Annotated in this window: 12 protein-coding genes; 7 read left to right on the forward strand and 5 right to left on the reverse strand. The window is 54.2% G+C overall.

Translation table 11 applies throughout. From position 1 onward, the window contains the following. Nucleotides 1-48 precede the first annotated feature (48 nt). Nucleotides 49-840 carry a tetratricopeptide repeat protein gene (locus tag ABD931_RS09430; RefSeq protein WP_345266327.1) on the forward strand — a complete coding sequence of 264 codons (792 nt, stop codon included), beginning with the start codon at nt 49-51 and terminating at the stop codon, nt 838-840. A gap of 1 nt (nt 841) precedes the next feature. Further along, entirely contained in the window at nt 842-1,696 is an 855-nt protein-coding gene (locus tag ABD931_RS09435) for a C1 family peptidase (protein WP_345266329.1), read from the forward strand. Here ABD931_RS09435 and ABD931_RS09440 read toward each other — a convergent pair. Genes ABD931_RS09440 through ABD931_RS09460 form a run of 5 tightly spaced genes read right to left on the reverse strand, consistent with a single transcriptional unit; the run spans nt 1,693 to nt 7,337 of the window. Continuing rightward, nucleotides 1,693-3,201 (reverse strand): hypothetical protein, encoded by a 1,509-nt coding sequence (locus tag ABD931_RS09440; protein ID WP_345266331.1) that lies wholly within the window; start codon nt 3,199-3,201, stop codon nt 1,693-1,695. The two genes, ABD931_RS09435 and ABD931_RS09440, sit on opposite strands and share 4 nt — an antisense overlap. A 1-nt stretch (nt 3,202) precedes the next feature. Next, on the reverse strand, nt 3,203-4,606 hold the full coding sequence (locus tag ABD931_RS09445; RefSeq protein WP_345266333.1) for a caspase family protein: 1,404 nt from the start codon (nt 4,604-4,606) through the stop codon (nt 3,203-3,205). Nucleotides 4,607-4,620: 14 nt separating this feature from the next. Next, the gene (locus ABD931_RS09450; protein ID WP_345266335.1) at nt 4,621-5,778 is read right to left on the reverse strand and encodes a caspase family protein; all 1,158 of its coding nucleotides are present in this window, start codon (nt 5,776-5,778) and stop codon (nt 4,621-4,623) included. Between the two features lie 9 nt (nt 5,779-5,787). Continuing rightward, nucleotides 5,788-6,540 carry a hypothetical protein gene (locus ABD931_RS09455; RefSeq protein WP_345266338.1) on the reverse strand — a complete coding sequence of 251 codons (753 nt, stop codon included), beginning with the start codon at nt 6,538-6,540 and terminating at the stop codon, nt 5,788-5,790. Further along, nucleotides 6,537-7,337, reverse strand: a complete 801-nt coding sequence (locus ABD931_RS09460) for a LamG domain-containing protein (protein WP_345266340.1) — start codon at nt 7,335-7,337, stop codon at nt 6,537-6,539. The genes ABD931_RS09455 and ABD931_RS09460 overlap by 4 nt, the downstream gene beginning before the upstream one ends. A 98-nt stretch (nt 7,338-7,435) precedes the next feature. Between ABD931_RS09460 and ABD931_RS09465 the strand changes: the two genes are divergently transcribed. The 5 genes from ABD931_RS09465 (at nt 7,436) to ABD931_RS09485 (ending at nt 13,142) form a co-directional block, all read left to right on the forward strand. Beyond that, nucleotides 7,436-8,188 (forward strand): Nif3-like dinuclear metal center hexameric protein, encoded by a 753-nt coding sequence (locus ABD931_RS09465; RefSeq protein WP_345266342.1) that lies wholly within the window; start codon nt 7,436-7,438, stop codon nt 8,186-8,188. A 159-nt stretch (nt 8,189-8,347) separates the two neighbouring features. Beyond that, nucleotides 8,348-10,504, forward strand: coding sequence for a TonB-dependent receptor (locus ABD931_RS09470; RefSeq protein ID WP_345266344.1), 2,157 nt, complete (start codon nt 8,348-8,350; stop codon nt 10,502-10,504). Between the two features lie 36 nt (nt 10,505-10,540). After that, nucleotides 10,541-11,188 carry a tetratricopeptide repeat protein gene (locus ABD931_RS09475; RefSeq protein ID WP_345266346.1) on the forward strand — a complete coding sequence of 216 codons (648 nt, stop codon included), beginning with the start codon at nt 10,541-10,543 and terminating at the stop codon, nt 11,186-11,188. A 95-nt stretch (nt 11,189-11,283) separates the two neighbouring features. Beyond that, complete coding sequence (locus tag ABD931_RS09480; RefSeq protein ID WP_345266348.1) at nt 11,284-12,375, forward strand: sensor histidine kinase; 1,092 nt, start codon at nt 11,284-11,286, stop codon at nt 12,373-12,375. Between the two features lie 2 nt (nt 12,376-12,377). Beyond that, the gene (locus ABD931_RS09485) at nt 12,378-13,142 is read left to right on the forward strand and encodes a LytR/AlgR family response regulator transcription factor (protein ID WP_345266350.1); all 765 of its coding nucleotides are present in this window, start codon (nt 12,378-12,380) and stop codon (nt 13,140-13,142) included. Nucleotides 13,143-13,149 lie beyond the last annotated feature (7 nt).

Genomic DNA, 13,149 nt, shown 5'->3' on the forward strand with positions numbered 1-13,149 from the left:
TCAAGAATAAGGTCCTGGTAACCCTCGACCCGTAAACTGGAGACCAATATGGAATTATCGGATGAACTACTGGAACAGATCAACGCCTACCTGTCGGGTCGGATGGCGGTGGCGGAAAAGGACCGGTTCGAGACGCAACTGCGGCAGGATGCCGACCTTCGGCGGGAGGTAGCCTCGCAGCGGGAAATCAAAGAGGGCATTGCCATGATTGCTCAGAAACAGCGGTTCCGGCAACTGCATGCCGACCTGGAAAAACGAGGACTGCTAACCGAAACTGACAATTCGGTATTGAAGAACGATAACATCGCTGCTCCGGCTGAAGAAACAAAGGTGATTTCCTTTCCGGCCAGACAATCCGTATTCCGGGCAAACTGGACCTATTGGGCGGCAGCCGCTACCATTGTGCTGGTAGTAGGGCTTGGCTGGATGTTCTTCCGGGATCAGTCAGGTGGGCAGCAGGTAGCCCGCAATGAGCAACTTTTCAATTCGGTATTCGCCACGGACCTTAAACCTGCACCCATACTGCCAACCGACCCCGACCGTGTGGCCGCTCCTGAAATCACTCCGGCCACTTTGCAGGATTCGGTACGTTTGCAGGAGGCTGTTACGGCGCTCCGTCAGGGCCGAACGCAGGCGGCCATCCAGCGGCTTCGGCCAATGGTACAACGTGCCCCCGGGCATTGGCAGGCCAGTGCGCAGTGGTACCTGGCGCTGGCCTATCTGAAAAACAACCAGCCCGAGCAGGCCCGGCAGACGCTTAGTGAGATTGCCGCGCTGAACGGTCATCCGTATCAGCAGGAAGCGCGGGCACTTATCGGGCAATTAGCCCTATCCGATTGATATGAAATCTGCTACCTTTATCGGCTTTGGGGTTTTGGTGCTGGTTGGGTGGATACACGCTCAGCCGGCAGCGGCTCAGACGTCCATCAATCCGGGTATGCTGCTGGATGATGAGGGGTATGAGCAGGCTCCCTTCCAGGAGATAGTTACCAAAGTACCACTGCCGGCCAGGGTTTCGTATGAGTCGTATTGCCCATCCGTGCAGAAGCAGGGCACCTATAGCACCTGCGTCGGTTTTGCCTGCGCCTACTACATGCGGACCATCCTGGAAGCAAAAAACAAAGGTATCACAAACAAGGTTCAGATAAATCAGCTGGCCTTTTCGCCCAGCTACCTCTACGAAAAAGCCAAACTGGATGGCGATTATGCCTGCACCCAGGGTGTTTACCTGTCCAAAGCGTTTGAGGTGCTGAAAGGAGTAGGCGTAGCACCCTTTAAGCAATTTCCGTACCCTGCCTGCGGGCAGAAGACCGGCACCGTTGATGCCGTAGCCGCCCGTTACCGCATTAATGATTATGAGCGGTTGTTCAGCGTGCAGGATGAAGAACAGAAAAAAATATACCGAATCAAAAAGACCCTGGCGGAGGGTAGTCCGGTGGTGATCGGTATAGTAGTGCCGCAGTCATTCTACTTTGCCGGTGCCCGCTGGGAGCCTGCTCAGAATGATGACCCAACCGATAAGCAGTTGCAGGGCCATGCCTTATGCGTGATTGGCTACGACGACAAACGGTACGGGGGGGCTTTCCGGGTAGTCAACAGCTTTGGCCCGGCCTGGGGCGATGGGGGCTTCTGCTGGATCAGTTACCGCGATCTGGCCCGCTTTACCCGCTATGGCTTCACCATCCGGCAGCCCTAATCCGCTTTGGTGATGGGCCGGGTAGTAATCTGAAGCCGGTCCTCGGCTACGGCCTTTCTGCTGCGGGTACATTTAGCCGCTTTCATGATTTCGGGCAGGGAGCCTACCAGCTCATCGTAGTCGCGTTCTTTCCGTACATAGGCAGTCCGGTTTGGGGTAGTTGGTATCGGGCAGAACGGCTCCTCGGCGGCATAAACCAGCACATGTTCGGTGCCGAACGGGGCTGCGCAGATAAACTTGATGCCAGGCGCTATGCGAACAAAACGGTTTTCCTGACCGGGCTTGATTTCAAAATTGGCTTCCAGCAGCGTTTTGGTGCCGTCGGCCAGCAGGTAGAGCAGGCGCAGGTGACAGGGGCGGTTGGCTTTGGCTTCAAAAAAGAACTGATTCCCCTCCCAATACTCGATGCTGGTGCGACCCCGATCCGTCCGAAGCTCTACAGCCAGAGCGATTTTCGCGGGTGGGGTATGCTGCTGAAGCGTATCCCGGATGGCAGCTACCTGCTGGTAGTGTGCAGGCTTCAGGCTCAGGTTATGCTCACTAATCCAGGAAAGAGGTAAATCAGCATTCTCGACTTTCGCCAGGATTCGGTTGGCATGCAGGTCGACAAGCTCGGCTACCAGCCGCAGCGAATTAAGGTCTTCCTGGTAATATCCCCTGACAACCAGATTGCCGTCTTCGCTCCGGGCCGGCGACACCACCGAAACATTCTGTTTTTCCAGACAATTACTGAACGTAGCAAAAATACGGTCGGACAAACCGTCGTTGATGCCGCAGCGGTTATACGTAAACATCTCCAGCACCAGTCGCTGAGCAGAGACCGGCAGGGCTGCTTTCAGTTTTTGGGCCAGCGTAGTCAGAACGGCGGTCAGGTCTTTCGATTTATGTTCAGCCGCTTTAATGTCCCTGGCCGTAACTGTAAAGGCCGTAGACGGCCAGGTCTCTACCTTATTGATACCGGCGATTTTAAAGGTATGATACAGGTCTAACTGCTTATCGTAGACAAACATCACCCGGAACTCGGTCAGGTTCTGAAACTGGAACGCCTTCCCTTTTTTATCAGCCCCCTTTACCTGTTTGTCCAGGTATACATTGATGTAAGGCATACCATCGGGGGTACGCTGCATGTCGTAACGCGCTTCATCGAATGCCAGGTTATTGATAATGGGGTTGCCGCCGGAGAAGATGCGGCAGTCTTTGACGTACTCGTCGATAGTCGTGTACGCGTTGGCGGCACTTCTGAACTCATTAAATACCAGCACATCCCGGCTGCGAAAAGCATCCCGAACCAGGCCATTGATATGGTTACGCAGGGCTTCAATAGGCTGATCCGTTTCGTAGCGGGTCAGAATCTCCATATTGACCAGGTATTTGTCCTGAATCAGCCGGCAGGCATTCTGGGCAATCTTTATTTTGTCGGATTGGGAGAATGGCTGGGCCTCAGCGGGCGTATAGAGCCCTACCATAAAAGCGATTAGCCACAGCATGCCAGACCGAACGCTCATGTTACTGCACCGATTTTTTAGGGGTAGCTTCCGTGATGCGGACGTTACCGAGCAGGACTATCCATTTATGTTCTTCATAAAAGGGGTCTTTCCGGTCGCGGAGGTCCACCTCAACCTGCTTGGCGGTTTTATCGCCGTACAGAATCTGCCCCTTCCGGTCAAATGCCTGGAACTGCTGAAAGTACGTGGCCGTGGTGGAATAGCCTTCTTTGGTTGGCTCCCAATCGCCAATCAGGGCAACATCGTAGAACGTCAGATTGATGTCGACGTATTTCTTTTCCTGGTTCAGGTTCTTCAGCCGGCGCAGGTAACTGTCAAGCGCATATTCCTTCACCTTTTTGTCTCGGGTTGAACTCACCTGCATGCTCGTGTTGGGCATGAACAGGCGCAGGGCGTTTTCGATGGCAAGCTCCCGGATATTATCCTGCTGGTCGGGGTCTGCTACAATGGTGAGGTACCGCTGGAATTCGGCTACCTTGTGTTCTGTTTGTGTCCGGAATTCCCGCAGTTGCTGGTCACTTAATTTGTTTTCCTGTACAATCCGGTTACGGTCTACCGGCAGCGGAGCCTGCGCCAGTTCAGGCACCGGAACCTCCTGTACATGAACCGCGTAGATCGACTGCTTGGTTTGGGTAGCCTTAAAAAGAATCAGCCGGTTCTGGGCGTCACTCAACAGGTTTTCCCAGGTTGAGGGTTTATTGGTCCGGGCAGCATGCAGCAACGCGTCGTCGAACGCACGGGTGTAGAAACTGCCCGAATCCGGGTGCGCACAGGCCTGCTGCGGGGGCTGACTGCTGGCAATCAGCACATCGCCTTTCACGTCCAGAAACAGACTCCGGTAAGCCACGTTCAGCGAATCGCTGGGCAGCGGTTTTAATGCCACGCGTTTGCCCGTCATCCCACGGGTGAGGTTCATCAGCAGATTACAGCAGTCGCCCATAGTAACACACAGGCGTGGTTTTTTGCTTTTTAGCATGTCGTGGATTGCCGACAGCCCCGGATTCTGCCCCAGGTTATGTTCGGCTTTCTCCAGCAGCAGAATTGGGAATCGGTCGCTGCGGCCGGGGGCATTGTAGCCGTGGCCGGTATAGTACAGAAACACAACATCATTGGGCTGAGGAGTCAGTTGTCGGAGCGCTTCGTCAAGTTGCTTCCGGCCGAAAGCCGAACCGGCAAAATATTGTTCTTTCAATTGGTACTTGATGGCGGAGGCTATAACGGTAAACTGCCGGTGCAGGGTGATCATATCCCGTTCGCAGGCTTTTGTCAGCTCCGGGTCCTGGGTATCGGCTACGATTAAGGCATGAAACGTCTGCGCCCGGCCGCTGTAACCGGCAGCCAAAAGGCATAACAGTACCGTTAGCGTTCGGTACTTCCAGGTCCTTTTCGTGCGGTTCGTTTCCATAATTATCTAAAAAATTACCGTTCTCCTTTATTGCCCTGCTCGTTTGCGCCTGTGACGTCTTCCTGACGCTTAAAATAAAACTTGCCCCGCAAAGTACCTTCAATATAAGGCCGCTGATTGAACCCCCGCTCCTCCAGACCTCGCTCAATTAGGTCTGGCAGGTCACGAATATCGACATTAGGCTGGTTTATATGCTTGACTAGTTCGCTAGTAAACAGGCCGTTCTGTTCGTCTCCGTCATAAGCTGGTTTGTTGGGCTCAGTAGCGTAAATTATAAATGTGCCTACCGGTGGCCGCATTGCCGCGTAAAGTTGATCGCCGGGCCCCCTCAGCCAGGATCGGTAGGGGTTGTTGCGACAGGCATCCCAGAAAATCAAATTAGCTCCGGCCTGATTGGCGTCTTCCATGCCGGCGATGAGACGGCTCATGGGGTAGCATTTGTATTTTACATCCGATTCTTTGGCCGGGCTAGCGTCTATTGGCTGCAGGTAGTTGTCTCCGTTGACCATCAGGCCGTGCCCGGCGTAGTAGACCAGTCCGATGTGATTGCCGCTTAACGTACTTACAAACGTGTCGATGGTGTTTTCCAGATCCTGTAGTGCCAGGTTTTCTTTGTACGTAACGGAAAAGCCCAGATTCTCCAGTTGATCCCTCATCAGCCTGCCGTCGTTAAGGGCATTCTTGAGCGGATGTGTTTTATAGTCTTTGTTGGCCAATACTAACGCAACCCTTTTTTGCTGAGCTATCGTCGGAGACTTCTGCAACTGGTAGGTAATGAAGCGGGACTCGGATGTTGTGGTGCCGGCGGCATTGGTGGCTTTTACCTGAATTTCGTTCTGACCGGCCTTCAACTGCACCGCCGTTGTAATCTCCTGGCCGCAGACTACCCGCTTATAACCCCGCTGCAACCCACCAACTGGCTGGCCATTCAGAATAACCTGATAACTCAGCACCGAGTCTGCCGATTGGATGCAGGCCTTTACAGTATAGGCTGGCTGGCCGACGGTAGTCTGGGCTGCTTCGGGTACTTTCCAGGCAATGACCGGCGCGACAGCCGGCGTTTTAGTGATCAACGCCCATTCACTCCGGGCGGAGGTAACGGTTGTTTTATGCTGACCGAGTACAGAGCCGGCCGGCAGTAGGCAAATCAGTAAAGGAAGAACTGGTTTCATAGTGTACCCCTAAAAGGTGAACTGAACTCCAACGATCGGCGTCTCATCCAGGTAGTGAAACACTACCCGCTTCGGGACCTGCTGCTTCAGATTGCTGCGGCCTCTGAAAAAGGTATACACTACATCGGCCACTAGTACAGCCGCAGCCGCCCGGGTGGTAATCAGATAGTGATGCCGCAACCGGGCCGATTCCTGATAAAACGGCTCGGCGTCTTCGGCCGTTAACTGACTTTCATACAGGCTGTATTGCCGGTTTGCACGACTGCGCTGGATCAGGCCATAGGCCAGTAAGCCGCCGTAGCCGGCTGTAATCAGCGGCCGCAGGCCAATTTGGCGGTTGGGCTGCACCAGAACATTCCCCAATCCAGGCACCAGAAGCGACGCAAGTGCATTGGCCGGTCCTCCGCCCGTAGCGGGTGATTTTACAAATACTTCGGCCCGTAGCTGGTCTTTGTCTCCAATGACCACCCGGTCGAGGGGGTAGTCCCAGTAAACGGTTTTGTTCTGCCCCGGCATCACACCCCGCCCGATATCTCCTGAGACGGTTCTGGCGGCCAGCAGGCCTTTACTACGGCTCTCTACCTGTATATATATCGAATCTGCCGGAACGTTATCGGCCAGGTCGTACATAATTTTGGCGCGGGTGGCATCCCACTCAACCCGGACGTTGGCAATCGGGGCCTTTTGCCCCAGGCACCGGGCTGGGGCAAGCACCGCTAAAAGGCCAATAAGCCCGATCAGATAGGTGGCAACAGCTTTCATTTCTGGTATAACGCCTTAATTTCGGCTTCCGATAGCGCCCGGTTATAGATGCGGATGTCGTCCATTAACCCGTCGAAATAATTGTAATCAGTGACGTAGCCGGTATGCATACCAAACCGGAGCGTGCCGCCCACGCAATTGTCGATCGGTCTGTCCGGCAGGTTGGCATTCACCTGCTTTTCAACCCCATTCAGATAAATTCTGCCCACTTTCCGATCAATGACGCTCACAAAATGATACCATTCATTCATCCTGAACACTGGGTCATAGTGCAAAACAAAGTCCTGTATGGGCTGCTCCAGCGCACAGGAGCCATCCTGGCTGCCATCCGCTACCAATTCGACACCCGAACTTTTGGGGGGTTGCAAATAAGGTGGCCGGATATAGGCGTTGTACTGCTGGTTGGTGTTATCGGCGTAGGTAGCTTTGTTGTAAATATGGCAGGTAGAGGTTACGACTCTGGGCTTGATCCAGAGACTGATGGATATTACGTCGGGGCGGAGTTTCGGATGGTCCGGTATCAGAAAATAATCGTCGATGCCGTCGAGAAATAAAGCCGAATTGCTATTATCCTTACGATCGACACCAAACGTTGCGCCGTTCATAAATTGCCCGTGTATCTGATTGCCGCTTACATCCTGGCCTGTGCCCGAAAACGGGTAATAGGCCACCAGTCCGGTAGTTATATCCGCAAACTGTCGGCGGGGCGGGTCCCATTCTTCACAGCTAACTATAAACACAACCAGCAAACAGACGGGTAAGACGTAACGCTGCCGGTGCCGTAGAGGGATGTTCATATTGTATTCTGCGAATGAGTTTTTGACTAAAAAGGAGTGGTAAAATAGCTGAAAAGTAGCAGTTTACCTAACATTGCGCTGTATTTTTGCGTAGCCATATGCAAACGGTTTTTCTGGATTCACTGGTAAATTTTTTAGCCGCCTGCTTGCGGGTGGCCAATTACCCGGCCGACGAACAGGGGGGGATTTACCGGTTTTCAGACCGGCCAATCCAACGCATTGGGATGGCCGTTGAACCCTGGCCGGGAATGAACGATTGGCTTATACGCCATGAGCCCGATGCCCTCTGGATTCACCGCCCCTGGAAACTGGACCCGAATTGTTTGCCTGCCGATATAGGAATCCTGTATCACCACCTGCCCTTCGATGAGCACCTGACTATGGGCTTTAACTGGCCAATGGCGGAGGTCTTCGGAATGACTTCGCCGGAAGAACTGGGCTATAAGCAGGCACCGGGTCTGCCGGCCCGGCCTATCGCGGCCCGGCCTATCGCGGCCCGGCCTATCGGTATGATCGGCTCGGCGGCCGAACGTTCCCTGGCCGATTGGCTTAGTCTGGTGACCAGGGAGTTTGGTGGCTACGATTCCGTCGGCGAAGGAGCTGATTCCCTGATTAGCCGGGTAGCCGTAGTGGGAGCCATGAACGACGCGCTGATCCGCGAAGCCGCCGGTCGGGGAGCGCAGCTTTATCTGACCGGTCAGTATCGCCCCTCGGCTGGTAAGGCAGTTGCCGAAACCGGAATGAGCGTAATTGCCGTGGGCCACGGCCGCAGTGAGGCCTGGGGCCTGCGGGCATTGCGTAATGTGCTGCAACACCAATGGCCGTCATTAACCTTAGTCATGCCTGACTGAAATTGTAGGGTATATAGCCGCTAATTCACTCCGGTACATACCCCGGTTTATGCCGGCAAAACCCACGTTTGTCGGAATCTTCTTTATTTCGGTAACTCATCCGGATAGTTTTGAACCATCAGTTCGGCTGGCTTGTAGCCAACTGACTACCTATCCGCCATGAAAACGTTACTCATTGTTTTGCTTTCCCTGTTTTGCCGGTTCGTCTGGGCGCAAACCACCCTGACCGGCCAAGTGACCGACCGCAAGGGCGTTCCGCTGCCGGGTGCCAATGTATTCATCAAAGGGACCTACGACGGTGGCAGCACCGACACTACGGGCCGGTACCGCTTCCGGACCGATCAGGGCGATACGGCTACAGTAACCGTCAGCTACGTCGGCTACGAATCATTCGAGCAGGCGATCAGGCTGACTCAGCCGGTTACGCAACTGAACATTCGCCTGGCTGAGGTGTCTAATATGCTGAACACCGTGGTTATCACCGCCGGTGCGTTTGAGGCCAGCGACGAAAAACGCATAACGATTCTGAAACCCCTGGATATTGTAACCACCGCCAGTGGAGGGGCCGATATTTTCTCGGTGATGCAGTTGCTACCGGGGGCGTCGCGGGTGGGGGAGCAGGAGGGTCTGTTTGTGCGGGGTGGTTCGGCCGCCGAAACCAACACCATCATTGACGGTATGGTTGTGCAGAATCCGTTCTACTCCGGCGGGCCGAATATGGCGCAACGCAGCCGGTTTTCGCCCTTTCTGTTCAAGGGTACCTCCTTCAGTACGGGCGGCTACTCGGCGCAGTACGGTCAGGCTCTGTCGAGTGTGCTGTTGCTCAATACGCAGGACAAACTGCCCGAGAGCGTGGGAGCCAACGTAAGCGTAAACCTGGCCGGCGTGGCCGCAACGGCGTATGCCGGGGACAAACTGGCGGTAACCGGTTTCTACAACAACCTGAAACCCCTATTTGCGCTGGTGCCGCAAAATGTCAACTGGCTGCATATTCCCGAAACGGGTGGGGGTTCGCTCACTTTCCGCCAGCCCGTTGGTAAGCACGGGTTGCTGAAGCATTACACCAACCTCGACGGCCGGTATATGGCTATGCAGTTCGGTGACTTTTCGGCCGACTACGCGCTGAATACCTACCGGGTGCGGGCTACCAATCTGTTCTCTACCACCACCTACCAGACGTCCTGGGACGAGGGGAACTGGTTGCTGCTGAGCGGTATTTCCTACAGCCGCAACAACGAGCGGATTGGGATCGACAGCCTCGGCGTGCAGCGGCATGAGCAGCGCACGCAGGCCCGGTTGGTACTGACCCGCATCCTGTCCGACAAGGTAAGCCTGCTGGGCGGAGGGGAGGTTAACCAGTATCGCTACAGTGACCGGTATGATGTCTGGATCCGGACATTGACGGATTACTACTCGGCTCTGTTTACTGAAGCCGAAGTGTATTTTACCCGGCAACTGGCGGTTCGGCTGGGTGTTCGGGGAGAGCATTCGTCGGTACTTGGCCGATTCAACATGGCACCCCGCTTGTCGATGGCCTACAAAACAGGAATGTATAGTCAGGTGGCGCTGGCCGCCGGGCAGTTTTACCAGACACCCGAAAACCGGTACCTGCTGACAAGGCAACCGCTGCGGTTTGAGCAGGCCCGGCACCTGATTCTGAACTATCAGCTGATCAGGAACAACCGAACCTTCCGCATCGAAGGCTACTACAAAAACTACGCGCAATTGGTCCGCGAATACGCCAACGGCCCTTTCGACCCGAACCGGTACCGCTACCCAACCGGCCCGATCGACAACAGCGGCCACGGCTATGCGCAGGGGATAGAGGTATTCTGGCGCGACAAGAAAACACTCAGATATGCCGATTACTGGGTGTCGTATTCCTACCTGGATACCAAACGCCTGTTTGCCAACTACCCGACGCCGGCCATGCCAACCTTCGCATCCCGGCACAACCTGAACATAGTGTACAAGCATTATATACCTGCGTTGAAAACCAACCTCAGTGCCACCTATGCGTATACCGCCGGCCGGCCCTATTACAACCCGCAGGGAGAGCGCTTTCTGGCCGACCGCACCCCCGCCTTCAGCAGCGTAGGGCTGAGTGCCAGCTACATCACCCGCCTGGCCGGCAACTTCCTGGTGATTTACGCCAGTGTCGATAATCTGCTGGGTACGCGCAACATTTTTGGCTACCGGTACTCGGCCGACGGTGGGCAGAAATTTCCGATCATACCACCCGTATACCGCAGTTTCTTCGTTGGTTTCAGCCTGAACATCGGCCAAAAGATGGCCCTTCCCGACGAAGCCAGATAAACCAGTCAAACCAATTAACCAATCATCTAATCAATCATGAAACGTATCTTGTTATCCCTGATTTTTACGGTAGGCGCCCTAATGCAGGCTCAGGCGCAGAATGAGAAGTATGTTCGGGCTATGGAGGGCGCTATCGGCAAACTCCGGTATACGGCCTCTAAAGAAGACCTACAGGAAGCTGCCAACCAGTTTGAGCGCATCAGCGCCGTAGAAACCAGCGAGTGGCTGCCGAACTATTGGGCGGCTTATGCCTACGCCATGCTGGCTTTCAACCAAACGGAAGCTGGTCAGAAGGATGCCCTGCTCGATAAGGCGGATAACTTTTACCGGAAAGCGGTAGCTCAGCAACCTGATAACGATGAGCTGATGGTGCTACAGGCATACCTGGCGCAGACCCGAATGACCGTTGATCCGCAGAATCGCTGGCAGCAGTACGGAGGCATTGCCCAGACGGCGCTGGCATCGGCCCAGAAAAAGAATCCGGATAACCCCCGGACGTTTCTCCTGAGGGGGCAATCGCTGTTTTTCACGCCGGAGCAGTTTGGTGGAGGCAAAGCGGTGGCTAAGCCGGTATTGCAGCAGAGCGCCGAAAAATTTGCTACCTTCAAACCCATATCGTCCATCTACCCGAACTGGGGTAGTGATACGGCGAAATACTTCCTGAGTCAGTGCGATGGGAAGTGATGAATTAAGAGTGATGAGTTATGACGGGCGTAAGCGTATTTCGAGGATTATTTAGGCGTGGCTGGGAGGGCTGGCTGCTGTCCATTCTGGTCTGTATGATGATGGTGTACGGTGTGAGCGGTATCATCTACTTTACCTTGCAGATGACTAACCCGCAGAACCCGTTCAGCAACGCGTTTACGGCCGTACTGATCAGCAACTTTACGAATGCCTTTATTGTGATCGTGTGCTGCTTTCTGTTCAGACTGGTAGCGCCCAAAATTAAATCAGCCGGCTTACACCATTTATACCTCTCGCTCATTGTGGCGGTACTCATTTTTATTGTTAATGGGTTTTTGTGGCGGTTTTGGCTGCTAGATATGATTCGGGGTAACCAGAGCGAAGTCAACACCAGTGGTTCGTGGGCTTACATGATGGCCCCAATACTGGTTGCCAATATTTTTTATTATTTTCAGCGGCAGGCGCAGACGTTTACCCGCAAAATTTCGGAGCAGGAGTACCAACTGCTAACCCTCGAAAAACTAAAAACAAGAGCCGAACTGGAGGCTCTACAGGCTAAAATCAACCCGCATTTCCTGTACAATGCCCTCAACTCCATTGCTGGCCTGGTTCACGACGAACCCGACCGCGCCGAGCGGATGGTGCTGCTGCTCTCCAAACTGTTTCGGTACACGACCGGCCTGAAGGATAAATACTTCAGCTCCATTGCTACCGAACTGGAGATGGTGCGGACGTACCTGGAAGTAGAACAGGTACGCTTTGGCGATAGGCTGTCGTACCGCATTGATATTGCCGACCCGACCCTGACCGATCTGCCGATTCCGCAGTTTCTGCTTCAGCCGCTGGTCGAAAATGCTATCAAGCATGGTATTGCCAAGATAGCCGGTCCGGGGGGGATCATCATCCGGATTCAGGCCGAAGCGGGCTGGCTCAACCTGCGCATTCATGATTCCGGACCCTCGTTTCCGGAGCAGTTGATGTCCGGCTACGGCTTACAGAGTATTCAGGATAAACTACGCCTGCTGTACGGTGACGACGGCCGGATGCTGGTGCATAACCAACCGCAAAAAGAAATTGTCATTCAACTGAAGATCGAGCGGTTAACGTCGGCGGTACCGGTAGGTATGAATGCCTGGGCCGATGCCGGCCTGAATACCGAATCGACCATTGCTTGTAAAAACACGTAGTCATGGCCAATTTCCCGCTTCGCACCCTGCTCATCGACGATGAGCCGCTGGCTATCAACCGGCTCCGGCGCTTGCTGAAACCGTATGCCGATACCTTCGAGATCGTGGGCAACGCAGCCAACGGCGCTGAAGGCCTGAAAGTTGTAGAAGAACTGCACCCGGACCTGATCTTTCTGGACATTGAAATGCCGGGACTAAACGGCTTTGAGATGCTGGCGCGGCTGAGTTATATGCCATTGGTGGTCTTTGCCACGGCCTTTGACGAATACGCCGTGCGGGCGTTTGAAGAAAACTCTATCGATTACCTGCTCAAACCCGTTGAGCCCGAGCGGCTGGAAAAAACCGTTGAGCGCATCCGGAAATCCCAACAAACGCCAACTGCCGCAATGCCTGATCTGCGGCATATGCTGGAACTGCTGAAGCCTAAAAAAGAGCTGCATTCGATCTCGGTCAGGAGCGGAGAACGCATTCTGCTGATTACTCTGACAGACATCAGTTACTTTGAAGCCGAAGGAAAATACGTCCTGTTGAATACCGTAGATAGCCAGCAATACCTGACCAACTACACCATCACGGCGCTGGAAGAAAAGCTGCCGGACGTCTTTGTGCGCGTAAGCCGGGCCGTAATCGTAAACACCCGATGTATTAAGGAGATACAGCGGTATATGGGCGGCAAATACCTGATTGTGCTGCGGGATAAGAAAAGCGCCCAGATCGTCACCGGCACCACATTTCATGATAACCTGCGGGAGCTTTTAGAATTGTAAGATCGTT

This window comes from Nibrella viscosa, from assembly GCF_039541875.1.
GTDB lineage: Bacteria > Bacteroidota > Bacteroidia > Cytophagales > Spirosomataceae > Nibrella > Nibrella viscosa.